Annotated in this window: 18 protein-coding genes; 10 read left to right on the top strand and 8 right to left on the bottom strand. The window is 71.6% G+C overall.

Annotated elements, in window-relative coordinates:
* Positions 1-381: 381 nt before the first annotated feature.
* Positions 382-1047, bottom strand: a complete 666-nt coding sequence (locus tag WMF20_RS42805; RefSeq protein WP_437607465.1) for a ComEA family DNA-binding protein — start codon at positions 1045-1047, stop codon at positions 382-384.
* A 400-nt stretch (positions 1048-1447) separates the two neighbouring features.
* Here WMF20_RS42805 and WMF20_RS42800 point away from each other — a divergent pair, with 400 nt between their 5' ends.
* Positions 1448-2548: a DUF362 domain-containing protein gene (locus WMF20_RS42800; protein ID WP_437607463.1), complete on the top strand. Its 1101-nt coding sequence runs from the start codon at positions 1448-1450 to the stop codon at positions 2546-2548.
* Between the two features lie 190 nt (positions 2549-2738).
* The gene (locus WMF20_RS42795; RefSeq protein WP_129579643.1) at positions 2739-3368 is read left to right on the top strand and encodes a hypothetical protein; all 630 of its coding nucleotides are present in this window, start codon (positions 2739-2741) and stop codon (positions 3366-3368) included.
* 51 nt (positions 3369-3419) lie between these two features.
* On the opposite strand, the gene WMF20_RS42790 is transcribed toward WMF20_RS42795, so the two are convergent.
* The 3 genes from WMF20_RS42790 to WMF20_RS42780 form a co-directional block, all read right to left on the bottom strand.
* A complete protein-coding gene (locus tag WMF20_RS42790; protein ID WP_437607461.1) occupies positions 3420-4649 on the bottom strand; it encodes a serine/threonine-protein kinase in 1230 nt (409 codons plus the stop codon).
* A gap of 319 nt (positions 4650-4968) precedes the next feature.
* Positions 4969-6696 carry an acyl-CoA dehydrogenase family protein gene (locus WMF20_RS42785; RefSeq protein WP_129579641.1) on the bottom strand — a complete coding sequence of 576 codons (1728 nt, stop codon included), beginning with the start codon at positions 6694-6696 and terminating at the stop codon, positions 4969-4971.
* A gap of 56 nt (positions 6697-6752) precedes the next feature.
* Positions 6753-8609 (bottom strand): HDIG domain-containing metalloprotein, encoded by a 1857-nt coding sequence (locus WMF20_RS42780; RefSeq protein ID WP_437607459.1) that lies wholly within the window; start codon positions 8607-8609, stop codon positions 6753-6755.
* A gap of 193 nt (positions 8610-8802) precedes the next feature.
* Here WMF20_RS42780 and folP point away from each other — a divergent pair, with 193 nt between their 5' ends.
* From folP to WMF20_RS42765, 3 genes are read left to right on the top strand one after another with little or no spacing between them, the layout of a single operon-like run.
* Positions 8803-9942: a dihydropteroate synthase gene (folP, locus tag WMF20_RS42775; RefSeq protein ID WP_437607458.1), complete on the top strand. Its 1140-nt coding sequence runs from the start codon at positions 8803-8805 to the stop codon at positions 9940-9942.
* Complete coding sequence (cdaA, locus tag WMF20_RS42770; RefSeq protein ID WP_129579639.1) at positions 9935-11263, top strand: diadenylate cyclase CdaA; 1329 nt, start codon at positions 9935-9937, stop codon at positions 11261-11263. The genes folP and cdaA overlap by 8 nt, the downstream gene beginning before the upstream one ends.
* Positions 11260-12198, top strand: coding sequence for a CdaR family protein (locus WMF20_RS42765; RefSeq protein WP_129579638.1), 939 nt, complete (start codon positions 11260-11262; stop codon positions 12196-12198). The genes cdaA and WMF20_RS42765 overlap by 4 nt, the downstream gene beginning before the upstream one ends.
* On the opposite strand, the gene WMF20_RS42760 is transcribed toward WMF20_RS42765, so the two are convergent.
* The gene (locus tag WMF20_RS42760) at positions 12182-13267 is read right to left on the bottom strand and encodes a BMP family lipoprotein (RefSeq protein WP_437607456.1); all 1086 of its coding nucleotides are present in this window, start codon (positions 13265-13267) and stop codon (positions 12182-12184) included. The genes WMF20_RS42765 and WMF20_RS42760 overlap by 17 nt on opposite strands.
* A gap of 35 nt (positions 13268-13302) precedes the next feature.
* Complete coding sequence (locus WMF20_RS42755) at positions 13303-13791, bottom strand: nitrate reductase associated protein (RefSeq protein ID WP_437607454.1); 489 nt, start codon at positions 13789-13791, stop codon at positions 13303-13305.
* Between the two features lie 88 nt (positions 13792-13879).
* Here WMF20_RS42755 and WMF20_RS42750 point away from each other — a divergent pair, with 88 nt between their 5' ends.
* From WMF20_RS42750 to WMF20_RS42740, 3 genes are all read left to right on the top strand, one after another.
* On the top strand, positions 13880-14590 hold the full coding sequence (locus WMF20_RS42750) for a hypothetical protein (protein ID WP_129579635.1): 711 nt from the start codon (positions 13880-13882) through the stop codon (positions 14588-14590).
* A gap of 755 nt (positions 14591-15345) precedes the next feature.
* Complete coding sequence (locus WMF20_RS42745) at positions 15346-16635, top strand: serine hydrolase domain-containing protein (protein WP_437607452.1); 1290 nt, start codon at positions 15346-15348, stop codon at positions 16633-16635.
* A gap of 1095 nt (positions 16636-17730) precedes the next feature.
* Entirely contained in the window at positions 17731-19065 is a 1335-nt protein-coding gene (locus WMF20_RS42740) for a carbohydrate porin (protein WP_129579634.1), read from the top strand.
* Positions 19066-19155: 90 nt separating this feature from the next.
* On the opposite strand, the gene WMF20_RS42735 is transcribed toward WMF20_RS42740, so the two are convergent.
* Both WMF20_RS42735 and glpK read right to left on the bottom strand, forming a co-directional pair.
* The gene (locus WMF20_RS42735; RefSeq protein WP_437607449.1) at positions 19156-19953 is read right to left on the bottom strand and encodes a UPF0158 family protein; all 798 of its coding nucleotides are present in this window, start codon (positions 19951-19953) and stop codon (positions 19156-19158) included.
* A gap of 277 nt (positions 19954-20230) precedes the next feature.
* Positions 20231-21742 (bottom strand): glycerol kinase GlpK, encoded by a 1512-nt coding sequence (gene glpK / locus WMF20_RS42730; protein WP_437607448.1) that lies wholly within the window; start codon positions 21740-21742, stop codon positions 20231-20233.
* Positions 21743-21984: 242 nt separating this feature from the next.
* Between glpK and WMF20_RS42725 the strand changes: the two genes are divergently transcribed.
* Together WMF20_RS42725 and WMF20_RS42720 are read left to right on the top strand one after the other, a co-directional pair.
* Positions 21985-23907, top strand: coding sequence for an adenylate/guanylate cyclase domain-containing protein (locus WMF20_RS42725; RefSeq protein WP_437607446.1), 1923 nt, complete (start codon positions 21985-21987; stop codon positions 23905-23907).
* Between the two features lie 134 nt (positions 23908-24041).
* Positions 24042-24995 (top strand): acetyl-CoA carboxylase carboxyltransferase subunit alpha, encoded by a 954-nt coding sequence (locus WMF20_RS42720; RefSeq protein ID WP_129579630.1) that lies wholly within the window; start codon positions 24042-24044, stop codon positions 24993-24995.
* Positions 24996-25076: the final 81 nt, after the last annotated feature.

Raw genomic sequence — 25076 nt, 5'->3', positions numbered from 1 at the left:
TCGGAGGGCAAGGGGCCACCCGCGCGAGAGCTCGCCGGTCCGCGGCTCCCGCCGTCGCCCGCGTCGCCCGGGCATCCGGCGCGGCGCTTTACGGCCGTCTCGCCTCCTCCGTCGGCCTCGGCGAGCTCCTGTACAGCGGCGCGATCCGCTGAGGACCGGAGAGCGCCGCCCGGCGAACATGGGATCTGCGCAGCATGGCGCGCTTGCAGGTCACGAGCCCTGAACGGCTCGCGGAGCGCCAATCGGAGCTCCGCGCAATCCAGATCTGCCGCGCTCACCGGTCGTGGCGACTCCCGCTCTGCGCGACGCGACGGAGGCGCGGCGGCCCCGAGACATTCAACCCGTGCTCGGTGATGGTATTCCCAATCAGGGAGGCTCGATTCAGGGAGGATCGATGAGCACGAGCGGCCGCAGCCGCTTCAGCGACCGCCGGCCGAGCCCCTTCACCCGGAGCAGATCGTCGACCTTCCGGAAGCGCTTCATCTTGGTGCGGAGCGCCAGGATCGCCGCCGCCTTCGCCGGGCCGACGCCCGGAAGGCGCATGAGGTCCGCCTCGGTCGCGAGGTTCAGCACGACCTTTCCGTCCGCGGTCACGCCGCCGCCCGCCGGTGTGCCCGCGCCGCCATCGCCGGGCGGCGGCGCCGCCGCATCGCCGGGCGGCGGCGCCGCCGCATCGCCGGGCGGCGGCGGCGCTGCTGCGACCCCCGCGTCGGCGGCAGGCTCGGCCGTGGCCTGGGGCGGCGGGCTTCCTGCGGCGGCGCCGAACGGCGCCGGGTCGCCGGCGGCCATCGCCAGCCCGGCGGACAGGTCTGCCTTCCGGTCCGGGAGCAGGCTCTGCGCGTGCCCGGAGCCCACGAGCGCCAGCGCGAAGAACCCCGCGACGTACGCCGCGACCTTGCCGCCCAGCGCGGTCCAGGCCGAGTCCCTGAGCGCTGCCAGCGCCCGCTCCCGCCACGGGCGACGCACCTCGTCGTCCTGTCCTGGATGGTCCTGCCCTGCATCGGCCCGCCCGTCGGGCGAGCTCGTCCCTTTCGATGTCGCTTGCATCGTGCTGCGCCTCCTTCTCGTGCAAAGGACGTCGCCCTCCGCGCATGCGAGCGGCGTTCGTCTCCTCGGCCGCGCCGCCAAGCGAGCGGCATGCCGGCGCGCGATCGCCTGAAAAACCCGGGACAACGGCGCGCGACCGGCGCTCCCCGGCATGGCGCCGCCATGGCGGAGGCGCGCTCGCCGGTCGAGCCCGCCCCGCCGCGGCGGCCGCCGCGGCGGCCGCCCCGGGAGCCCGGCCCCGCAGGTGGACGCCGGGCGCCACCGTCCGGGAGAGGCAGGCGCGCCCGGGGCGGGCCCGGGCGTCGTGTCTCGAGCGCGAAGCTCGGCTACCATCAGCGCTCCGGGCGCCCGGCGACCCGGCGGCATCCACCCCGCCGCAAGGCGCTCACCACGAGGTCTTATGCCCTACGATCCCCGTCGCTTCGTTGATCCCGGCCCCGCGGGGCGCTCGCGCCGAGCCTTCCTCGGCGGCCTCGCCGCCGGCACCGCGGGCGCCGTGCTCCTCGGCCCGCACGCGGCCTTCGCGGACGCGCCGCCGAGCCTCGCGGCCAGGCCGCCCGCCGGCTTCACGCCGCTCTCCATTCCAGGGAAGATCGTGAAGGTCACGAAGTCGAACTCGATGCAGCCGAACGGGCTCTGGCCCGAGGCGTCCGCGGCGAAGGCGATGCTCGAGCGGGCCATGGCGGAGCTCACCGGGAAGAGCGATCTCGGCGCCGCGTTCGGCCGCTTCGTCCACAAGGACGATCGCGTGGCGATCAAGGCCAACGGGATCGCCGGCCAGAAGGGCGCGACCATGGCCACCAACAAGGAGCTCGTGCTCGAGATCGTGCGCGGGGTCATCGCCGCCGGCGTCCCCGCGGAGAACGTCATGATCTTCGAGCAGTACCCGTCCTTCCTCGCCGGCACCCGCTGCGCCGACCGCACGGCCAAGCCGGCCGCCGAGTTCCCGGCCGGGATCCGCGCTGCGGTGCACGAGAACAAGGACGCGGTGATGCCGAGCATCTCGGTCTGCGGCATCCCCACCAAGTTCGTCCGCCCCTTCACCGAGGCGACCGCGGTGATCAACGTCTCGCTGATCAAGGACCACTCGATCTGCGGCTACACCGGGTGCCTCAAGAACATCACCCACGGCTCGACCATCAACCCGCACTCCTTCCACGAGCACACCGCGAGCCCGCAGATCGCCGAGCTCTACGCGCAGGACGTGGTGAAGAGCCGCGTCCGCCTGCACATCACGGACGGCTTCAAGCTCATCTACGATCAGGGCCCGCTCGACAAGAACCCGAAGCGGCGCGTCCTGCACGAGTCGGTGTACGCCACGACCGATCCGGTCGCCATGGATGTGATCGGCTGGGGCGTGGTCGAGGGATGGCGCAAGGAGAACGGGCTGCCCACGCTCAAGGAGGCGAGCCGGGAGCCTTCGTACATCCGCATCGCGGGCGAGCTCGGGCTGGGCGTCTTCGACAAGAATAAAATTTCGATGCGCGAGGTCCGATTGTAGCGGCGCCGCGGGATTCGCTCGCGGGGCTGCCGTCGCTGAGAACCGCTTGCCGAGGCTCGTGTTGCCCATGCCCTGCTCCAGGCCGACTGCGCGCTCTTCCACCGGTCGGGGGGCCGCGTCGGCGATCCCCCTCCTCACGTGCCTCGCGTCCGCCGCCTGCAGCAGCACCCCCCCGTCGAGGCCGCCGGGGTTGCCCCCGACGCCCGCGTCGGTCACCCGCGAGAACCCGGGCGGCGACGCGGCCGACCCCGAGCGGGCCGCGCTCGAGCGGCTGCTGGCCGAGCCCTGGGGGAGCCGGCGGGACCGGTTCAACACGCTCGACGTGCCGCTGGTCGACGGGAAGAGCTGGCGCCGCGTGCGGATCTGGAGCCACCCGACGCGCGCGACGTTCCGGTACGGCGACGAGCACTACGCCGCGCTGTCGGTCCTCTACACGAGCACCTCGGGGCCGAGCGACCCCGACAGCTGCCTCGACGAGTTCTGGGCGAAGAACGCGCCGCTCGCCGACGGCTACGGCGTGCGCCTCGGGGAGGCGCAGATCATCCGGACGACGCAGGAGATCGACGGCGAGGTGCGGCCGCTCGTGTTCAAGGTCCTCGACGGCAGCATCGCGTCGGTGTTCGCCAGCGACGACTACGCCGGAGCGGTCGCCGTCTACGAGTCGTGGCCGGGGACGTGCCTCGTGTCCGTGCTGGCCGTGAAGGCGACCGAGCACCCCGAGCTCGCGCGCCGGGTGCGCGATCGCTGGATCGACGAGGGCGCCCCGAAGCTCCGGTGGATCTCCGGCCTCTCCGACGCGCCGAAGACAGAAGCGCGGTAGGCCCTGCCGGGCGGGCTGCTGCGCGGCCCGCTCGGGGCGGCGCAGCGCCGATCACAGGTCCGTGGACGTCGGGCTCTCTGCGGGCTCCATCGACCACGACGCGCCCTGGGCCATGCTGTGGCACACGACGGAGGCGGCCGCGAGGACCAGCGCGATCGCGACCAGCCAGGGGATCCGAAGCGGCGGCAGGACACGGCTGTCCAGCACGACCTCGCTCTGCCGGTCGTCCGAGGCGGGGCCTCCGGCGTCGCCCGTCGTCGGCGCGCTGCCGAGATCGTTCGCCGGGGTCGCCAGCATGGCGGCCATGGTCGTCTGATCCATGGCGTAGCGCGGCGGGGCCGCGGGCCCGCCCAGCGCGCCCCGCTTCACGATGGCGCTCCGCTCGTACGGCGACGGGCTCGAGGGCAGCGGCTCCGGCTGCCGGGAGGCCGGCGCGTGCGCAGGGAAGAGCGCGCAGAACGCTTCCATCATCTCCCTGCCCGACTGGAACCGCGCGTCGGGATCGAACGCGAAGGCCCGGGAGAAGAACGCATCGACCGCGGTCGGGAGCTCCGGCGCGAGCTCGGACGCCCTGGGGAACGAGGTCTGGCAGATGTGCCGGACGAGCTCGTTGATGTTGGCGCCGGCGAACGGGCACTGGCCGGTGATCGCGCGGTAGAGGATCACCGCCATGGACCAGAGATCGCTCCGGTAATCGACCTGCCTGGGCGCCATGGTCTGCTCGGGGCTCATGTACCGAGGGGTCCCGAGGACCATGCCCGTCTTGGTGATCCGGTCGCGCGAGCAAGACGACTTCGCGACGCCGAAATCGAGCACCTTGATGAGCTCATCGCCGCCCGAGCACGTGATGAAGATGTTCCCCGGCTTCAGATCCCGGTGGATCACCCCCGCGGCATGGATCGCGTCGAGGGCCTTGCCGAGCTGCGTGAACAGGACCGTCGCCTGCGCGAGCGGGAGCTTCTGCTCCCGTTCGAGGCGGCGGTTCAAGTCCTCCCCCTCGAGGTACTCCATGACGATGAACGCGCAGCCGCGATCGACGCCGTAATCGTAAGTCTCGATGACGTAGGGGCTCCGGACGCGCGCGGAGGCGCGCGCCTCGCGCTCGAAGCGGGCGATCAGCTCGGGCTCGGTGGCCGCGAAGCTCCGGATGAACTTGATGACCACCCGCCGCCGGAGCTTGATGTCGAAGCCCAGCCACAGGTCCCCCATGCCCCCGCCCCCGAGCCTGCGCTCGAGGCGATACTTCTCCATGACGGCCCGACCTTCAGCAGTCTCCTTCATGGCTCCGCACCTGCTACCCAATGCCCTAGCCTGGGACAAGTGATCACCCGATTCCTGTCGAAGGGTCTACGCCAATGCTACTCCAGTCGATTGTATCGCAATCCGTCCACGCCGTGCGGCGAAAACTTCCGGAAATGGAGCCTGTCGCTCGTCACTCCGATCACTCCGATTACTCCGATTCGCCCGACGCGCGCCGGCGGTCATCGAGGCCATGCGCGCGATGCGCCTGAACCGCGTGGGCGTAGGAGATGCGCGGCGCTCGCCTCCCTCGAGGTGACTCCATGGTACTCGATGTCAGTCGAGGTGCGCCGGGATGCGATCAGAGGATATCGAACGGGTAGGCGCGATCCGCATAGGCTCGCACAGCGATGGCCTTGCGCAGCTCGTCGTCGTTCTTCTGGAAGTCCGAGACATGCTGACTGAGCCGCTTCTGCGCCATGCCGACGAACACGGTTGTGAGATCGATCTCACGACGCGCCCCCTCCTCGCCGCGCCGCTCGATGGCCCGGGTCGTGCGTGAGATGCACGCGGCCATACAGTAGAGGTCGATGGCCATCTCCGCGATCCGGCGCTGCGCATACTGCATCTCGGCGATCTCGCGCCCGTGCTTCCGGAGCATGTCCTCGCTGTGCGTGGCGAGCTCTGCCGTGTAGTCCTCGAAGATCACCGCCTCCCGGCTGAGCAGCGGGTGCGCCTTCGACATCCGTTCGCGCCCGAGCACCGACTTCGCCTTGCGGATCGCGAAGTCGCTGAGCAGCCCGAAGCCCTTGATGGGCTCTCGCATCGCCTTCGCCACGTCCGCGAGCGCCTTGCCCGGGCCGCTCATCCCGGAGAGCGCCATGAAACAGCGCAGGATCTCGTTCGTCCCCTCGAAGATCATGTTGATCCGCGCGTCGCGCAGGTGCCGCTCGTAGGGGTAGTCCTGCATGTAGCCGATGCCGGCCGCGATCTGGAGCGTCTCGTTGACCACGAACCACAGGGTCTCGCTCCCCATGACCTTGCAGATCGCGCTCTCGATCGAGAAGTCCGGGACCTTGGCGTCGACGAGGCTCGCCGTCAGGTAGGTGATGGACTCGAGCGCGTACGTGTGCGCCAGCATCGTCGCGATCTTGTCCTTGATGAGCCCGAAATCGCCGATGCTCCGGCCGAACGCGCGCCGCTCCTGGACCCGGTCGAGCGCCATGCGGATCAGCGTGTTGCAGGCGCCCACGCACCCCGCCGAGAGCCCGAGCCGCCCGTTGTTGAGCACCTCGACGGCCACCTTGAAGCCCTTGCCGACCTCGCCGAGCACGTTCTCGCGCGGCACCTTCACGTCGTCGAAGAAGAGCTCCGTCGTCGACGAGCCCCGGATCCCGAGCTTGTGCTCGTTCGGCCCGTTCTTCACGCCCATGCCCCGCTCGACGATGAAGGCCGTGAGCTTCGGCTTCTTCCCCTCCTCGAGCGCGGAGGTCCGGGCGAACACCGTGAAGACGTCGGCGATGCCGCCGTTCGTGATCCAGATCTTCGACCCGTTCAGCGTGTAGTACGAGCCGTCGGCCGACACCTCGGCGCGCGTCCGGATCGCCGCGGCGTCCGAGCCGGCGCCCGGCTCCGTCAGCGCGAAGGCGGCCATCCACTCGCCGGTCGCGAGCTTCGGGAGGTAGCGCTGCTTCTGCTCCTCCGTCCCGAAGAGCTGGATCGCCTTGAAGCCGATCGACTGGTGCGCGCCGAGCGTGACGGCGATCGACGCGTCGAGCCCGCCGACCTCCTGCATCACGCGCGCGTACGCCATGTTGCTCAGGTTGACGCCGCCGTGGTCGCCCGCGATCTGCAGGCCCATCAGGCCGAGCTTCTTCATCTCGGCCAGGAGGCCGGGCTCGATGGCGTGCTCTCGATCGATCTTCGCGCTGTCGACGCTCGACGCGAAGAACCTTCGCATGCTGTCGAGCATCATCGACGTCGTCTCCCGGTCCTCGGCCGGCATCTCGGGGTACGGGAAGATGATGTCCTCGGCGATGATGCCGTGGAAGAGGGCCTTCATGAAGCTCTGCTCGATCGTCGGGGGCATCGGACCGTCCTTTCCAGGGGCAGGCCGCCGCGCCTCCGCGCGAACGCGCGGCCTGCTCAGTGCGTCTTCTTCGGCGTCCGCACGGACTCCGCTGGGCTCTCGTCCTTCGCGGCGCCCCCGGCGTCGTCCCTGACCGCCGGCGCCGCCGCGGCCGCGCCCCGCGCGGTCGAGGCGGGCGGCGCGGCGGCGCTCCCGTCCCGACCCATCGCGCCGGACGACGGCACGGGCGTGGGCGTGGCGGGGCGCACGGGGTGCGGCGTGGCCGTCGGGGGCGCCGGCGTGTGCCCGGCGCGATCGCTCTCCCGCTGCCACGGGTACTTGATGCGCCCGTGGTACATGTTGACCAGCGTCGACGCCATCCGGGTCGTCATGATGCGCAGGTCCTCGATCGTCAGCCCGGATTGATCGAGCTGGCCGGACGCGAGCTTCGAGAACATCACGCGCTGGATCATCTCCTCGAACTTCTTGTGCTCGGGCGGCCAGATGGTCCGCGACGCCGCCTCGATGGAGTCGACGAGCATCAGGATCGCCGTCTCCTTCGTCTGCGGCTTCATGCCGGGGTAACGGAAGTGCTCCTGCGTCAGCTCCTTCGGGTTCCCCTGCTCGACGCACTTGTGCCAGAAGTACTCGACGACCTGCGTGCCGTGGTGGGTGTACGCGAACTCCACCACGGGCTCGGGGATGTTGCCCTCCCGCAGGATCTTCGTGCCCATCACGACGTGCGCCATGATGGCGTCGGCGCTGACCTCCGGCTCGAGATCCTCGTGCGGCGAGCGCTCGCCCTGCGCGAGGTTCTCGATGAAATACTTGGGCTGCACCGTCTTGCCGAGGTCGTGGTAGTAGGCGCCCACGCGCGTCAGCAGGGCGTCGGCGCCGATCGCCGCGGCCGACGCCTCGGCGAGGTTCGCCATCGCGCGCGCGTGCTCCCAGCTGCCCGGCGCCTCGGCCGCCATCTTCTTGAGCAGCGGCTGCTCCAGATCGGTGAGGTCGAGCAGCTTGTCGCGGGGGACGTGCCCCATCGCCCGCTCGGCCGGCTCCCTGAGGCTCCGCCCGAGCACGCCGACGAGGAGCCCGCCGCCGATGCAGGCCAGCACGTTCGACCCGAGCCAGAGCTTCAGATCCGCGGCCAGGTCGAAGCTGCCCTCGAACAGCACGGTCAGCGCGATGAACCCGATCGCGCCGGCGAGGCCCGCGAGGCTGCCCGCGACGAGCAGCTGCCGCGAGCCCTTGCGCTTGAAGAAGAACATCGTCGCGGCGATGCCGCGCACGAGCAGCACCGACAGGAGGACCACGTCGAACCGCAGCAGCGACGCGGCGATGAACGCGACGCCCACCTCGACGAGGAACGCGGTCCGCCGATCGAAGGCGATCGCCACCCAGAGCGGGAGCGCGGCGACGGGCATCCAGAACTCGGGCAGCGCCGTGAAGAGCAGGAGGAGCTTGGCGACGACGAGCGAGGCCGTCATCAGGACGAACATGCCCACCTGCGTCCGGAGCAGCCGCACCCGGTTCTGCCCGAAGCGGCGCAGGTAGACCGTCAGCATGAGGCAGACGATGAGGTGGATGACGTACGTGCTCGCGACGCGCGCGCCGAGCCCGGGCCGGCGCATGCGCCGCACCGTCTCGTACGCCATCGCGGCGTTGTGCTCCTCGTTGTGCTCCGACAGCACCGTGCCGCGCGGCACGATCACGCGCGCGTGCTCGTACGAGAGCGAGAAGCTCCCGTCGTGCGTGTCGCGCACGATCCGCGGACCGTACGGGACCCGCAGCGTCACGGGCGCAGGCTCGCCCATCTCGGGCGCGAGCGACGGGACCAAGAGCTCGCCCACGCTGAGCACGGCGAAGAACGCCGCGAACAGGACGCTCAAGACGAAGCCGGCGAGGGGACCTGCCCGGATACGCGTGCGCAGCATGGAACCGCTCGGTCTCGTCCGCTGGATGCAGCCTGAGAAACGGTTGACGGGGCACGCTCGCGCGTGATCCCGCCGCCACCGGACGGCCGCTGGCGGCCGCCGATGTCAAGGTGTAGGCGCGACCCTAGCAAAGAAGCGTGGCCGAGTCAGCGGCGCGCGGAGCGCCGGCGTTGGACGGCGCGTCGCCGCCGGAATGCCCGCGCCGGCGCGCCGTCCAACGCCGGCGCGCGCCCGCTGGCCACGACGGCGACGCCAGAGCGCGGCGCCGGACAACCCTCACGATGTTCCAACTGCTCCTGGAAAACATCGGTTCGAGCAGACAATTGCCGTTCGGCGCAAAAGTTGCTACCCACAGGAAATGTCCCCGCTGCGCATGCTGCTCGAACGCCGCAGGAGCGTGGTGATCATGGGGGTCCTGAACCGCACGCCGGACTCCTTCTCCGACGGCGGTCGCTTCGCGGATGAAGATACGGCTCTCGCGCAGATCGATGCGATGCTCTCCGAGGGGGCGGACATGATCGACATCGGCGCGGAATCCACGCGGCCGGGTGCGCAGCCCGTGCCGGACGACGAGCAGATCGCGCGCATCGGCGGGAGCGTCCGCGACGCGGTGAGGAGGGGGGCCGTCGTTTCCATCGACACGACCTCTCCCGTCGTCGCGGCGCGCGCGCTCGACGACGGCGCGGCGGTGGTCAACACGATCTCGCTCGACAGCGCGGCTGAGCTCGGCGCGCTCTGCGCGCGCCGCGGGGCGTCGCTCGTGCTCATGCACAGCCGCGGCCCGATGTCGGCGATGGCCGGCTTCTCCGCCTATCCCGACGACGCCTACGGCGACGCCGTCGCCGACGTGGCGCGCGAGTGGTCGAGCGCCGCGGAGCGGGCGCTCGAGGCGGGCCTGCCGAGGAGCGAGCTCGTCCTCGACCCGGGCCTCGGCTTCGCCAAGAACGCGCGGCAGTCGCTCGAGCTGTGCGCGAGGCTCGACGAGCTGTGCGCGCTCGGCTTCCCGGTGCTCGTCGGGCCGAGCCGCAAGTCGTTCCTCGCGCGCGCCGCCGCGGCCGAGGCCGCCGAGCGGGGCGACGGCGCGGGCGCCGCGCTCGCGCCGCCCTCGGAGCGCCTCGGCGGCACCGTCGCGGCCGCGCTCGCGTGCGTCGCGCGCGGCGCCGCGGCGGTGCGCGTCCACGATGTCCGCCCCATCCGACAGGCGCTCGACGTGATGCGCGCGATCGATCGCGTGAACGATCGCGCGAACGACCGCGCGAACGACCGCGCGGGCCCGCGCGAGCGGCGCGGCGCCGGGGCTCCCCTCACCCAGGGGGTGCGCGGCGATGGTTGAGGGGTTCCTCCGCCTCTTCTCGGCGAGGCCGGTGACGCAGATCATCCGGGATCTCGTCGACATCTTCATCGTCGCGTACGTCGTCTATCGCGCGCTGCTCGTGCTGCGCGGCACCCGCGCGATGCAGATGGGCCTCGGGCTCGGCATCGTCTTCCTCATCTATCTCGGGGCGAAGATCTTCGGCCTGACGACGCTCCTCAGCCTCCTCTCGTGGCTGCTCTCGTCGATCATCCTCATCGTGGTCGTCGTCTTCCAGAACGACATCCGCCGCGCCCTCATCCGCGTGGGCGGCAGCAACTGGTTCACGAGCGGGCGCGAGCAGCAGTCGCGCGTCATCGACGAGGTCGTGGCGGCGGCGACCGAGCTCGCCCGCCACCGCATGGGCGCGATCATCGCCTTCGAGCAGGACGCGAACGTGCTGGAGTTCGTCAAGAGCGACGGCATCCACATCGACTCGGTGGTGACCCGGGAGCTGCTCGTCTCGCTCTTCGTCCCCGAGTCGGTGAACAAGCTGCACGACGGCGCGGTGCTGATCCGCGATCTCAAGATCGCGCGCGCCGGCGTCTTCTTCCCGATGCCGGAGACCAAGATCCTCGACGCGAGCCTCGGCTCCCGGCACCGCGCCGCGCTCGGCATCACCGAGGAGACCGACGCGGTCGTGGTCGTGGTGAGCGAGGAGCGCGGCACGATCAGCTTCTGCTTCAGCGGCAACATCGTCTCGAACCTGGACGGCCAGTCGCTGCGGCACGCGCTGCTCGGGCTCTTCGGCCGCTCGTCGCGCAGGCGGCGCTTCGCGAAGAAGGTGGCCCAGAGCGGCCGCACGAGCCTCCCGGCGCCGCCGGCGCGCAGCCCCGCGGTGAGCCCCGCGCCGGGCGCCGCCGCGCCGGGCATCGAGCCCGGCAAGCCCGCCGCCGCCGCCGCGAAGCCCGCGCCGATCGAGGCCAAGCCCGCGGCGCCGGTCACGAAGACGTCGTCGATGATCAAGGCGCCCGCCGAGGCCGACGCGCGGCCGATGGCGCGGATGTCGACCTCCACGCCGATGCGATCGGGCGCCGAGGCGCGCGCCGCGGCGGGATCCAGCGCCGACCTCCGCGCCGCGGTGGGGACGGGCGCCGACGCGCGGAGCCCGGGCGCCACCTCCACCACGCAGGACGGGGATCGCCCGTCCGAGCGCGGCCGACCCGCGCTGGTCGACGCCACCGCCGCCGCGACGGACTCTCCGGTCCCGTCGCAGCGCACCTTCGTTCCGACGGGGCAGGTCGCGACGACCGCCGCGTCCAAGGGGAGCGCGGAGGGGGTACCTCCGCGAGATGAGCCATGACGCTGGCCGGCATCCGCGAGGCGCTCCGCTCGGCGCTGCTCGACAACCTCGGCCTCAAGCTGCTCTCGCTCACGTTCGCGCTGTGCCTCTACGCATTCATCCACGGCGCGGAGAACGCCCAGCGCACGCTGATGCTCAGCGTCGTCCTGATCCTCCCGCCCGAGTCGAGCCACCGGCAGCTCATGACCCAGGTCCCGAACGAGGTGGCGGTGACGGTGCGGGGCCCCCGGACCCAGCTCGACGACCTCCGCTCGGAGAGCCTCGGGACGCTGCGGCTCGACCTCCGGGACGGCGCGAAGACGCGCATCGATCTCGACTCCTCGATGTTCCACATGCCGGCGGGGCTGGTCGTCGATCAGATCTACCCGCCGACGATCGAGCTCCGCTGGGACGACGTGGTCACGCGGTCCATCCCGGTGCACGTGCCGCGCACGGGGGACACCGCGCAGGGGTTCCTCGTGAAGGGGATGATCTCGGTCGAGCCGCCGTCGGTGAGCGCCCGCGGCCCGCGCTCGGTGGTCGACGTGATGCAGCTCGCGCGCACCGCGCCGTTCGACATCAGCGGGCTCACGGAGGGCACGTACCAGCGGCAGCTCGCCCTCGAGCGGCCGCCGAAGCTCGTGACGTACGACGTCGACAGCGTGATGGCGACGCTCGAGATCGGGCGCGAGCTCGCCACGCGCACCTTCGACCGCAGGGTCGAGGTGGTCGGGATCCCGCGCGCCACGGTCTCGCCCGCCGTGGTGCAGGTGAGGATCACGGGGACGCCGGAGGACGTGGGCGCCGTCAACCCCGACTCGATCGTGGCGCGCGTGGAGCCCAAGGCGGCGAACCTCGATCTGAGCCAGCCGGGCAGCGACTTCCTCGACGTGCTCGTCGACGTCCCGCGCGTCACCGCGGAGGTCAACCCCGCGAAGGTCATGGTGAAGTGGTGAGCGCGCCGCGCCCTCGCTCCGCCGCGGCGGGCGTCGGCGCGCGCGGCACCTCGAGCTCGCCCCGCGCGATCCGCGCCGCGAGCCCGGCGGCCCGCGCCCTCGCCGCGGCCGGGATCCCCGCCGCGTGCGGGCCTTCGCTCACGTAGCCGACGCCGCCCTCGGCCAGGCCGAACGACGCGATCCCGCCCTCGAAGCGGCCCTCGACCAGCGCGCGGACCGCCTCGAAGACCGCCACGTCGGCGCGCTTGATCATGCTGGTGAGCACCGTCCCCGGCATCTCGTCGTGCTGGTCTCGATCGACGCCGATCGCCTTGACCCCCATGTCGCGCGCCGCCTCGAACACGCCGTGGCCCGTCGCTCCGGAGACGTGGAAGAGGACGTCGGCGCCCGCCGCGACCTGGCTCACCGCGAGCGCCTTGCCCTTGACCGGATCGCGGAACGCGTCGGGCGTCGTCCCCGCGTAAGCGACGCTGACTCCGCACGCGGGGCAGACCTCTCGCACCCCCGCGCGGTATCCCGCCTCGAACCTGTGGACGAGCGGCATGTCCATGCCGCCGATGAAGCCGACGCGCCCCGTCGCCGTCGTGAGCCCGGCGACGGCGCCGACCAGGAAGGCCCCTTCCTCCTCGCGGAAGGTGAGGCCGGCGAGGTTCTCGGGCAGGGCGCGGCCGGGCACGGCCGCGTAATCGAGGCACGCGAAGCGGGTGGCCGGGAAAGCGCGCGCGACGACCTCCACGTCGGTCGAGAAGATGAAGCCCACGCCGATCACCAGATCGAAGCCGCGCGCCGCGAACAGCCGCATCGCCGCCTCGCGGTCCTCGGCGCCGCTCGGATCGAGCACCTCGGTGGTCACGCCGAGCTCGCGCGCGGCGCGGGCGAGCCCGAGGTCGGCCGCGTCGTTGAAGCTCCTGTCCCCGCGCCCGCCGACGTCGAACACGAGGCCCACGCGGATCGCGGCGCGCGCGCCGCCCCCTCGAGGCGCCGCGCCGCGGGCGGGGAGGAGCAGCGACAGGGCGGCGAGCGCCGCGACGGCGGCGGTGACACGTCGGAGGGACAGCGCGGCGGGCATGGGCTCGAGCGGCGACGGCGGCGCCGCTCGGCCGCTCAGCCGGGCGTCGCCTCGCTGCCGTCGCCCCGGGAGAGCCCGAGCTCGCCGAGCAGCGCCCGCAGCTTCTCGGGCCCGCGCTTCGGATCGGCAAGCTTGACGATCGCGTAGCGCTCCTCTTCGGTCAGCGCCGCCAGCCGGCCGAGCGCGGCGCCGTCGAGCGCGCCGTCCGGGCCGAGCCGCTCGCGCAGCCGCGCGGCGACGCTCTCCTGATCCCAGGCGGCGCGGCGCACCGGCGCGTCCGCGAGCGGGGCGAGGTCGACCCCGGCGCGCGCCGCGAAGCCGCGGAGCACCTCGGCGTAGACGGCGACGTCCTCGTCCGTATCGACCGGCAGGTGACACAAGGCGAGCCGCTCCGCGCGCGACAGCGCCTGCCACCCCGCGAGCGAGATCTTGAGCTCCGCGAGGTCGAGCTTCCGCCGCACCGAGAGCGGCACACAGTCGAGCGAGGCGTGGACCTCGCCCTCGAGCGCGAACTGCCTGTACATACCTCCCTCCTATAGCCGCGCACCGATCGTTCCGCGAGCCGCGGCTCGCGCCTGGGACGCGCGGCGCGGTTTGCGCTAGCCTGGCGCCGTGCGCCGACCCGGGCTCCTCACGACGCTGACCGCGCTGCTCGCGCTCGCGTCGCCGCTCCGGAGCGCCCACGGTCAGGACGCCGCCGTCGCGCCGCCGGCGTCGGCGCCCATGCTGCTCGACCGCGTCGTCGTGCGCTGGCACGCGCCAGAGACCGGCGGCGTGCGCCGCCCGCAGTTCATCTTCGAGCGGGAGCTCGCCTTCCAGGCGCGCGTCGAGGCGCTCGCCGATCCCGACGCGGAGCCCGGGCTCTACCGGGACCGGCACGTCCGCGCCGCGCTCGATCGTCACATCGCCGAGACGCTGCTCGCCAGCTTGCCGATCTCGCCGGCGCCGACGTCGGCGGAGGTCGCGCAGCGGGCCGAGGCGGCCCGGTTCTCGCTGGAGCAGCGCGCCCGCGGCCGCGCGCGTCTCCTCGCCGCGGCGGCCGCCGAGGGGGTGAGCTCCGACGAGCTGGACGCGCTGCTGCGCCGCCAGGCGCGCGCGAGCCTGTACCTGGACCGCATGGTCGCGCCGATGCTCGAGCCCAGCGATTTCGAGCTCAAGCTCGTCCTGCGCTCCGGCGCCACGCCGTTCAAGGATCAGCGCTACGAGGACGTCGCGCCGGCGCTGAAGCGCTGGTACGTCGCGCAGCGGCTCGCCCACGCGCTCGACACCTACTACCAGAACGCGCGCGCCCGGGTCTCCTTGAGCATCGTGCCCGCGCGCTGAGCGCGCGGCAGGCGGCAGGCGGCGGGCGAAATGCGCGTCGCGTAGCGCCTGCCAGGGCGCCCTACAGCGCCTGCGGTGCGATGAGGCACGACGCGGCACGACGACCGCTGCTCGAAGCGCAGAAGAAGCGGAAGCGGAAGCGGGAGCGGAAGAGATAACGCCGATCGATTCTATCTCTTGATATTGAAGGACACCGAAGCGATACTGCAGCGTTGTCTGGTGTTCACTCCAGGCAACTTGGAGCGCGGGCGCTTCCGTGCTGATCGCGCGGGAGGGGGGTCCAGTGCGCCGTATCCGTATGGGTGTTCGCCGGGGCTACATGCCGGCGATCGGCGTTGGAGGACGCGTTCCAGGAGCGATGAGATAGAGCACGAGACCCTGGGCGTGCGCCGCTCGTGAGCCGCCGGAGAGCGCGATCGCGCCGGGCCGGTGCGGCGCCGGGGCGACGGCGAGGTCGCGAGCGGCCTTTGCAGCGGGGGCCATCCCGGGCGTGGGTGCGCGCGGGGGAGCCACCCCCGACGAGCGGGCTGAGCGGCGCTCGCTGGGCGTCCCCGGGATCGCGCCGCAATCCCGGCGCACGCGCCTCGATGTCGAGGCGGGGCGCCGTCGCGTCGCGCTCGCGCGCGGCGCTCTGTGATCCGGTGTGCCGCGGCCGTGCCCTCGTGTGCGGGAGAGGGCGGCGGGAGAGCGCGCGCCCGCCGCTCGGCGGCGTCGGCGACAAGCGTCGTGAGGAGACCTCGCAAGGAGTTGTTCACATGGAACCCGGAGAACCTTCGTTTCATCGCAGGCATCTGTTGCGGGGACTCGGCGGCATCGCGACGCTCACCGCGGTCGCCCCCGCGATGCTCGGCAGCTCGTCCGCCGGCGCGACGACGTCGACGGTGCTCGCCACCGGCTCTCCGGAGATGGTGGGCATGCGCTCGGAGCGGATCGACGATGTCTTCGCGCGCGTGCAGCGCCGCGTGAACGACGGCCTCTTCCCGGGCGCGACCGCGCTCATCGCGCGGCGCGGCGTCATCGTGGGTCACCGGGCGTTCGGCAACAAGGTCGCCGGCTGCAGCGAGCCGGTCACGCTCGACACGATGTTCGATGTCCTCTCCATCACGAAGGTGCTGGCGACGGCCACGGCGGTCCTGGTGCTCGTCCAGCAGGGGAAGCTCCAGCTCTCCGACCGGGTGGCGTCGTACCTCCCGCGCTTCGCCGCGAACGGGAAGTCGGGCGTCACCGTCGGCGATATGCTCCGGTACTCGGCCGGGCTGCCCATGGACCACCAGCTCCTCGACGCGCCGGACGACGAGGCCGCGTGGCAGGCCATGGCCGAGACGCCGCTCGAGGCCGCGCCGGGCTCGTCGGTGCTCTACAGCGATCTCACCTACCGCCTGCTGGGCCGGCTGGTCGAGGTCGCCTCCGGCGCCGATCTGAGCACCTTCGCGCACGCGCACATCTGGGGCCCGCTCGGCATGCACGACACGATGTTCAACCCGCCGGCGGAGCTCGCGCCGCGCATCGCGGCGACCGGGACCTCGGCGCGCCGCGGCCGCCTCGTGCGCGGCGAGGTGCAGGACGAGCAGGACTTCGCGCTCGGCGGGGTCACGGGCTGCGACGGCGTGTTCACCACGGCGATGGACATCGCCATCTTCTGCCAGATGATCATGGGCTCCGGCAGCTACGGCGGCTCACGGGTGCTCACCCCGGAGTCGGTCCGCGCGATGACGCGGAACCAGACGCCTCAGGTCACCGCCGCGGCGACGGACACCTCGCCCCTCAACAACCTCCTGCTCGCGCCGAAGGGCCTCGGCTGGGAGATCTGGACGCCGCGCTTCTCGAACGGCGGAACGCGGCTGTCGCCAGGCTCCTTCGGCAAGGCGGGCGGGACCGGCACGTTCGTGTGGATCGACCCGGCGCGCGAGCTCTTCGGGATCCTCTTGACGAATCACGGCCTGCCGGAGCCCTTCGACGAGATCGGTTGGAACCGGATGCTCGACCGCACCGGCGTGGCGGAGTTCTTCGACGGGGTGATCGGCGCCGTCGCCGACGAGCGCTGAGCCGCGGCCGGCTCCCGCCGGCCAGCGATCCGCGTCCATGCGCCTCGCGCGGCGGGATCGTGCCTGTCGCCCGAGCGCCGCAGCCCGCCACGGCGAGCGACATGACGTGTCTCGAGGCGACCGCGTAACGCCCTTCCTGGACAAAAACATGTCCACCCCGCGGTGCACGGCAGTCGAGACTGACCCGCTCGCGATCTGCGCCGAGCGTTACGCCGTGGCGACGCTTTGCGTTATATCGCCCACCCGTAGCGGGCCTCTCCCGCGGCCGCGCGCTGCCGTGTCGCCCTGCGCACGCGCGCAGGGGCTCCGCGGGCGCAGCGCGCGCGGCGCGCGATCGTCAATGACGCTCCTCGGACACGAGGGCGCGCCCGGGGCTCAACGCAGGAGAGCGAGACGCGCCCCGCAGGCGATGCCCCGCTCGCCTCGAGACGAAAACCCGAGTTCGAGGTCCCGAAACAATCGCGCCGCGCCGCTCGCTCTGGGGACGCCGCCGCAGCACGAAAACCGCGCCCCCCGCGGCCCGCGAATGCAGCCTCGCAGTCGCGTCGCGCGCGCGCCGGGCACTCCCGGTAACGCGCCAGGCGTCGCGTGGATTCTTTTGGCTGCACTTCATCCAGATCGAGCTGGTTTTTGGTGCGTCGCGTCATCCTGCGCCTCCGCACCTGACCCGAGGAACGGCAACGGTTGGCTAAGATAAGTGATTTCGGCTACTTAATAATGACGCGACGCAGAAGGTAACAAACTGCTGTGGATGCTTCGGAGACCTTTGACATGAACAGAACGTTCCTGTTAACTGTGCCCCCCGCGAGCCCCACGTGTGTGGCGGCGGGCGGCTCTGTCACACAGAGCCATCCTTAGATTCTCTTGACAGGCCGCTTCCTCTGCCGCTCTGGCCATCTGGCCGAATCACCTCCCCATCACCCCAAGCACACTCCAAGAAATGGATAGGAGCGTCGTTCGATGACATCACTTAAGAGAGACAGGTCGTCGGTTCCCAGCATGCGAATCGCGGGTCGGCGCGCCGCAGTCCGAGCCCTCGGGCTGGTTTCCGTCTCCGCCATTTGCCTCACGGCGGCGCCGAAGTCGGCCCACGCCGTGGGAAGCGAGAACTTCGAGTGGCACTGGTACTCACGCCTCGGCATGGCGTGGTCGCTCTACGGGCAGAAGGCCCAGGGCCAGTCGATGAACCTGCTCGGGTTCGGCATCGGCGGCCGCTACGAGGAGGATGACTACTCCGAGCCGTCGTTCGTCGCCCACGTGGTGAAGGGCGCGACGCCGCAGGACTTCTTCGTGAAGTCCGAGATGACGTTCGCCATCTGGCGGCAGTGGGGCGGGCAGTTCATGAACCCGTCCTCGAACGACGGGCAGGCGATCACGCTCCAGTTCAACCAGGCCTACATCGAGGCCGGCAACTTCCTCGTCCCCGGCCTCAGCGTCTGGGGCGGCGCGCGCTTCTTCCGCGAGCAGTACGCGCCCATCGGCGACTACTTCTACCTCGACGACCTCAGCGGCCAGGGCGGCGGCATCACGTACGAGAACCTGAAGCTCGCCATCCTCGGCTACCGGAAGGCGCCGGTGGAAGGGGCGGCCGACGCCGTACCCCCCTTGTACAACTTCGCCAACGGGGTCGAGCGCTTCCGCACCATCTTCGCCGGTAACTACAAGTTCGAGTTCGGCGGCGAGGCGAAGCACCACGTCAAGGTCCACGGCGAGTTCCACGTCCTGCCGGCCGCGACGCGGGGGCCGGACCAGGACGCGCCCGACAACGGCAAGGGCGACGTCGGCGGCGTCATCGGCGCGAAGCTCCACCTCGGGCTCGGCCAGGGCAACTGGAGCGACACCTCCGTGCGCTTCGGCACCGGCATCGCGAACGGCGCGGCCGGCGGCGCGAAGACCTACCAGACCTGGGGCAATCCCAACGAGGACGGGACCTTCGCGGGCTCCTTCGGCGTCGAGGCCGTCGAGCACGTCGGCTTCCGGTTCGGCGACGCCGTCGCCCTCGAAGGCCTCGGCACCTTCCACTTCACGAAGGCTGCGATCGACGCCGACGGCGCCGCGGCGGCCGGGGTGCCCGACAAGCAGTTCGACTTCTCGATCCAGGCGAACGCCGCGATCTTCGCGCACAAGAACTTCCACCCCGTCATCGAGGCCTCGTTCCAGGGGCGCAAGGACGGCGACAACGATCTCGGGACCGCGATCAAGCTCTCGGTCGTCCCGACCCTCGTGCCGACGGGCGAGCTGAGCACCGGCGCGCGGCCGCACTTCAAGCTCATCTACACGGCCGCCATCTACAACGAGGCGGCGGTCCTGCAGAACATGTCGCCCTACATCCGTGCCTTCGGCCTCCGCGACGAGTCGGATCCGGCGAACTTCCGGGCCCGCTCGACCGTCGGCCACTACATCGGCGCGCGCACCGACTGGTACTTCTAGACCGGTCGGCGATCGACGCCGCCGCTCCCCTCCGTTCCCACCTTCAGGCCAGCGCCCCGGCGCCGCGATCGCGGCGCCGGCGGCGCGCCCTCACGCCGTGTCGCTGCGCGACTCGCTCGCGATCTCCTGCGAGGCGGGCCCGGACTCCTCGTCCGCGGGGCCCTGGACCTCGTGGTAGTGGTGCGCGAACGACCGCGCCGCGCGGCGCGCCTTCAGGAACTCCGCGAACGCCGTCAGCGTGTCGAGATCCCGCGGGCCGAGCGCCTCGGCGATGTCGCGGAGGTTCTTGCGCAGGCTCTCCACGCTCTTGCCGCGGCGGGGCTCCCGCACCTCCTCGCGCTCGCGCTCGCGCTCGCGCGGCGGCGGCTCGACGGCGGGCGCCACGGGCGCGGCGGCCTCCGGGCGGGCCGGCACCTCCGGCACCCAGAGCGGGCGGGGGACCGGGTTCAGCGCGTGGGCGCTCAGCCACGCCTCCATGAAGATCCGCAGCCGCTCGCTCCGGAAGGCGAACCAGCGCTCCCGCTCCGGGCCGTAGGACATCAGCACATCCTTGAAACGCCGGAACGCGCCCTTGCCGTCGATCGCCTGGCTGAGCTTCGCCTGGAGCTCCATGTCTTCCACCATCGGGATGTAGCGCTCCATCCACCGGTACTGCTCGCGGGAGCTCACGGGATCGATCCGGAGGTAGTTGGCATCGGCCGCGATGCGCGCGTGCATCTGAGGATCGGCCACGCCGTCGACCACGCGCAGCACGTCGCCCGTGCCGAGGTGCAGGTACGAGTGCACCTCTGGGGCGTTGTTCTCGAAGGCGTCCTCCAGCGCCTCCCAGTCGATCGGGATGTCGCGAACGGCCGTCCCGCCGGCTGAAGCATTCTCGGTAGTCGGCATGTCCTCCTCGTCTCCATCGAAAGCAGCGAGGCGGCGGTGGGCTGGCCGCGCGCCTCGGTTCAAGTGCACCAAGTTTGAACGGAAATGCGCCGTCGTCATAGCACTCTACGCTGGTTGGGGGCTTCTGGGCCTAACTCTCGCAACCTAGGGTTGATTCCTTGATCCGGAAGCCCGTTCGGCCGCCGAGCCGGCGGCGCGATGACGGCTCGGGAGCGAGCTTCGGAAGACCTGGTTCAAGCGGAAAACAGCGTGGAAATTCAGGGGAAACGGGGCGCGATCAGCCGCGCTGCGAGCGCGCGCGCGCGACGGCGTCGGCCCAGCGGCGGAGGTGGGAGGCGCGATCCTCCTCGCTCATCGCGACCTGGAAGCTCTGCCCGACACGGGACATGCGGGCCGAGTCCTCCTTCGTCCGGAAGAGGCCGGCGCCGACGCCGGCGAGCATCGCGGCCCCGCGCGCCGTCGTCTCCAGGTCGGTGGGGCGCTCGATAGCGACGTTCGCCACGTCCGCCTGGAACTGCATGAGCAGGTCGTTCGCGGCGGCGCCGCCGTCCACGCGCATCCGGCGCACCGGGTGGCCCAGGTCGTCGGCCATCGCCCGCACGAGATCCGTCACGGAGAGCGCGATTCCCTCGAGCGTCGCGCGGGCGAGGTGCGCCGCGGTCGTGCCGCGCGTGACCCCGACGATGATCCCGCGGGCGTCCGGATCCCAGTACGGCGCGCCGAGGCCGGAGAGCGCCGGGACGAACGTGACGCCCTCGCTGGAGGGCACGCCGCGGGCGAGCGCCTCGACCTCCGCCGCGCTCTTGATGAGGCCCAGGCCGTCGCGGAGCCACTGCACCGCGGCCCCGGCGATAAAGGCGCTCCCCTCGAGCGCAAAGACCACCTCGGCGCCGATCTTCCAGCCCACGGAGGTGAGCAGGCCGAAGCGGCTCCGGAGCGGGCGATCGCCGATGTTGGCCAGCACGAAGGCGCCGGTGCCATAGGTGCACTTGGCGTCGCCCGTCGCGAAGCAGGCCTGGCCGAAGAGGGCCGCCTGCTGATCGCCGGCGATGCCGGCGATCGGGATGCCGTCCGGCAGGTGAGGGAAGCCGCGAGTCGCGGCGATGCGGCCCGCCGATCCGACGATCTCGGGCAGCAGTGGGCGCGGGATCCGCAGCATCGCGAGCATCGCGTCGTCCCAGCTCAGCGACGCGAGGCTCATGAGCAGCGTGCGCGACGCGTTGGTGACGTCGGTCGCGTGCACCGGAGCGCCGCCGGCCACGTCGCCCGAGAGGCGCCAGACGAGGAAGCTGTCGATCGTGCCGAAGCAGAGCTCGCCGCGCTCGGCGCGCGCGCGGGCGCCGGGCACGTTGTCCAGGATCCACTCGAGCTTCGTGCCGCTGAAGTACGGATCGAGCACGAGGCCGGTCGTCTCTTCGACCGCCTGCTCGTGGCCCGCGGCGCGCAGCTCGGCGCAGCGCGGCGCCGTGCGGCGGTCCTGCCACACGATCGCGCGGTGGATCGGCCTCCCGGTCGCGCGCTCCCAGACGAGCGTCGTCTCGCGCTGGTTCGTGATGCCGATGGCCTTGATCGCGCTGCCCGCCACGCCGGCCGCCTTGAGCGTCTCGCCCACGGCGTCCTGAACGCTCTGCCAGATCTCCTCCGGGTCGTGCTCGACGAGCCCCGGCTCCGGGAAATGCTGGCGGAACTCGCGCGTGGCGCGGCCCAGCGTCGCGCCCGCCGTGTCCATGAGGAGGGATGTCGTTCCGGTGGTGCCCTGATCGATCGCGAGGAGGTACGCGGAATCCATGCGGCCGACTAACGCGGCGGCCCGTGGGCGCATAGCCGTTCCAGGCGACACTTCCACACGGATCCCGATTCGGTACACTGACCGGATGGTCAGGCTGCGCCGCGGGGGGGGGCCGCCCGGGGCGACCGCGCCGGGCGCGGGCGCGTCCCCGCGGATCAGCGCGGTCGCTTTCCTCGGCCTGTCCTGGACTCCGGCCGGAAAGATTGTCGGTCCGTGCCTGGCTGGGTAATCTCCCAGAACCGATGGCCCGCCTCATCCTGCAGACCGCCGAGGGCCAGCAGGCGATCGAGCTGCGGCCCGTGAACTCGCTGGGGCGCCACCCGAACAACTCCATCCAGCTGCTCGACAAGATCGTCTCGAAGGAGCACTGCATCATCGAGCAGCGGGGCGATCACTTCGTCCTGCGCGATCTCGGGAGCCTGAACGGCACGTTCATCAACAGCGAGCGTGTCCGGGGCGAAGCGCCGCTCAAGCACGGGGACGAGATCGCCCTGGGGTCCACGCGCGGCCGCTTCGACGATCCGGGCGCCCCGGTCGCCCCGCCGCTCGTCCCGGGCTGGCCTCCCGCGGTGAACCATCAGGGCGCGGCCCCGGCGCCCGGGTACGGACACCCGCCGCGCGAGGGCGCCTACCCGCCGCAGCCGCAGCCGCAGTACCCGCGCCAGCAGCCGCCGCAGCAGGCGGGGGCGCTGTCGGGCACGCCGGCGGCGCCCCCGGTGGCGCGGCAGCCGCCGTACGTGCCGCCGCCGCTGGTCGCCGGGCCGGGCGGGACCGCGCCGCTGCCGGGGCGCTCGGGGGCGCACGGCGGCTCGTACGTCGCGCAGGGCACCCGCATCGACGTGAACGATCAGGCGCGGCAGATCGGCACGCAGATCGCCGCGGTCGACAAGGGGTTCCTGGCGTTCGACCGGATCGCGAACGACATGAACCAGCTGCGCGCCGACTACGAGCGGCTGCGCCTGTCGCACGAGCTGTCCCGCGAGATCGCCGCCGAGCGAGACACGACGAAGCTGCTCGAGAAGATCCTCACGAGCGTCTTCAAGTTCATCCGCGCCGACCGCGGGGTGATCTTCCTGCGCAACGAGGGCGGCGAGCTCACGCCGCAGGCCATGCAGCGGCGCGACGGGACGACGGCGCCGATCAGCGTGTCCTCGACGATCCTGAACCACGTCGTGCAGGAGCGCGCCGCGGTGCTGACCCACGACGCGGCGATGGACTTCGCGGCGTCGAAGGGCAAGAGCATGATCCTGAACCGGATAAGCTCGGCCATCGTCGCCCCCCTCGTGGCCCCGCTGCAGCACAACAACGAGGTGCTCGGCGTGCTCTGGCTCGACTCGGAGACGCTCGCGCAGTTCCAGCCCAAGGACCTCGAGCTCGTGACCGCCATCGCCTACCAGGCGGCGATGTTCATCGAGATCAACATCCTCGGGAAGAAGATCGAGAACGAGATCGTCACGCGCGAGCAGCTGCGCCGGCTGCTCTCGCCGAACATCGCCGAGCGCGTCCTGAGCGGCCAGCTCGCCGTGAAGCAGGGCGGCCAGCACGTCGAGGAGTGCACGGTCTTCAACAGCGACATCCGCGGCTTCACGCGCATGGCCGAGAGCAAGAAGCCGGAGGAGCTCGTCGTGATGCTGAACCAGTACTTCGAGCGGATGGTCGACACGATCTTCCAGTTCGAGGGCACGCTCGACAAGTTCATGGGCGACGGGATCATGGCGCTCTGGGGCGCGCCGGTCGCCCACCGGGACGACGCGGTCCGCAGCGTGGAGTGCGCGCTGAAGATGGGGGAGGTGCTCGGCGAGTTCAACCGCGAGCGGCTCGAGCGCGACGAGCAGCCGCTCGCGGTCGGCATCGGGATCCACACCGGGCCGCTCGTCGCCGGGTACATCGGCAGCTCGAAGGCGCTCAGCTACACGGTGATCGGCGACGTGGCGAACACGTCGGCGCGGCTCTGCTCGATCGCGCTGGCCGGCCAGATCGTCATCAGCGAGACCACGTACGCGCAGCTCGGCGGCCGGTTCGAGACCGAGGAGCTCCAGCCCGCCAAGGTCAAGGGCAAGGACAAGCCGATCCCGATCTACAACGTGATCCGGAGCCGGCCGATGGCGCAGGTCCCGGCGAACGCCTTCGCCAACGTCGAGCCGACCAACTCCGCCCAGGAGTGAGCGCGATGACGCGGCGCCTCCGCCCCGGGCGGAGGTCGAGCGCGTCGTCGCGGGCGCGCGACGCGCTCGACGCGATGCGCTGCGGCAGCACAGCGCCGTAGCCGCCCGCCCGCTGCAGCGTTAGGGTCCGCGCCGTGGCTGCTTCGATTCTACCTTTTGAGAAACCTGTCGCAGAGCTGATCGAGAAGGTGCGGGAGCTGCGGTCGCTCGCCGCGGCCGACCCGCGCTTCGAGCCGGAGCTCGCGCAGCTCGAGGACAACACGGGCCGGCTGGCGCGCGAGATCTTCGCGGGCCTCACGCCGATGCAGAAGGTGCTGCTCTCGCGGCACGCGAACCGGCCGTACACGCTCGACTACGTGAAGCGGCTCTTCACGGACTGGGTCGAGCTGAAGGGCGATCGGCGCTTCGCCGACGACTGCTCGATCGTCGGCGGGCTCGCGACGTACCACGGGCGGAGCGTCGTGGTGGTGGGCCACCAGAAGGGGCGCGGCGCGAAGGAGAACGTGAAGCGCAACTTCGGGATGCCGCACCCGGAGGGCTACCGGAAGGCCATCCGGCTCTACGAGATGGCGGACCGGTTCGGGCTCCCGATCCTGACGTTCATCGACACGATGGGGGCGTACCCGGGCATCGGCGCCGAGGAGCGCGGCCAGAGCGAGGCGATCGGCGCCGCGCTCGCCGCGATGGCGCGGGTCGGGGTGCCGCTCGTGGCGACCGTCATCGGCGAGGGGGGCTCGGGCGGCGCGCTGGCGCTCGGCGTCGCGAACCGCGTGCTGGTGCTCGAGTTCAGCTGCTATTCGGTCATCTCGCCCGAGGGCTGCGCGGCCATCCTCTGGAAGGACGGCGCCCGCGCCGACGAGGCCGCGGCGCGGCTCAAGATCACCGCGCCGGATCTCCTCCAGCTCGGCGTCGTCGACACCATCGTCGAGGAGCCGACCGGCGGCGCGCACCAGGACCACGACGAGGCCGCGGCGCGGCTCGACAAGGCGCTCTGGGCGACGCTCACGTCGATGGACGGGCTCAGCCCGGAGGAGCTCGTGGACGACCGGTACCGCAGGTTCCGCGGGCTCGGGTCGTTCGTGGGCTAGGCGGCGCGGCGCGAGGCGGCGCGAAGCGAGGCGAGGCGGCGCGCCGCACGGGCGCTCCGGCTGGCCCTCCCCGGGCGCCAG

It is taken from the genome of Sorangium sp. So ce834 (genome assembly GCF_051521425.1).
Lineage (GTDB): Bacteria > Myxococcota_A > Polyangia > Polyangiales > Polyangiaceae > Sorangium > Sorangium cellulosum_D.
This window is presented reverse-complemented; position numbering and strand designations above follow the sequence as displayed.

What these genes read in the sequence shown, in the direction of transcription:
- WMF20_RS42790 (WP_437607461.1), bottom strand. Translation starts at nt 4,649, where the DNA reads ATGAAGGAGACTGCTGAAGGTCGGGCCGTCATGGAGAAGTATCGCCTC.
- WMF20_RS42735 (WP_437607449.1), bottom strand. Translation starts at nt 19,953, where the DNA reads ATGCCGACTACCGAGAATGCTTCAGCCGGCGGGACGGCCGTTCGCGAC.
- glpK (WP_437607448.1), bottom strand. Translation starts at nt 21,742, where the DNA reads ATGGATTCCGCGTACCTCCTCGCGATCGATCAGGGCACCACCGGAACG.
- WMF20_RS42765 (WP_129579638.1), top strand. Translation starts at nt 11,260, where the DNA reads ATGACGCTGGCCGGCATCCGCGAGGCGCTCCGCTCGGCGCTGCTCGAC.
- WMF20_RS42725 (WP_437607446.1), top strand. Translation starts at nt 21,985, where the DNA reads ATGGCCCGCCTCATCCTGCAGACCGCCGAGGGCCAGCAGGCGATCGAG.
- WMF20_RS42745 (WP_437607452.1), top strand. Translation starts at nt 15,346, where the DNA reads ATGGAACCCGGAGAACCTTCGTTTCATCGCAGGCATCTGTTGCGGGGA.
- cdaA (WP_129579639.1), top strand. Translation starts at nt 9,935, where the DNA reads ATGGTTGAGGGGTTCCTCCGCCTCTTCTCGGCGAGGCCGGTGACGCAG.
- WMF20_RS42805 (WP_437607465.1), bottom strand. Translation starts at nt 1,047, where the DNA reads ATGCAAGCGACATCGAAAGGGACGAGCTCGCCCGACGGGCGGGCCGAT.
- WMF20_RS42760 (WP_437607456.1), bottom strand. Translation starts at nt 13,267, where the DNA reads ATGCCCGCCGCGCTGTCCCTCCGACGTGTCACCGCCGCCGTCGCGGCG.
- folP (WP_437607458.1), top strand. Translation starts at nt 8,803, where the DNA reads ATGCCCGCGCCGGCGCGCCGTCCAACGCCGGCGCGCGCCCGCTGGCCA.
- WMF20_RS42780 (WP_437607459.1), bottom strand. Translation starts at nt 8,609, where the DNA reads ATGCTGCGCACGCGTATCCGGGCAGGTCCCCTCGCCGGCTTCGTCTTG.
- WMF20_RS42785 (WP_129579641.1), bottom strand. Translation starts at nt 6,696, where the DNA reads ATGCCCCCGACGATCGAGCAGAGCTTCATGAAGGCCCTCTTCCACGGC.
- WMF20_RS42800 (WP_437607463.1), top strand. Translation starts at nt 1,448, where the DNA reads ATGCCCTACGATCCCCGTCGCTTCGTTGATCCCGGCCCCGCGGGGCGC.
- WMF20_RS42755 (WP_437607454.1), bottom strand. Translation starts at nt 13,791, where the DNA reads ATGTACAGGCAGTTCGCGCTCGAGGGCGAGGTCCACGCCTCGCTCGAC.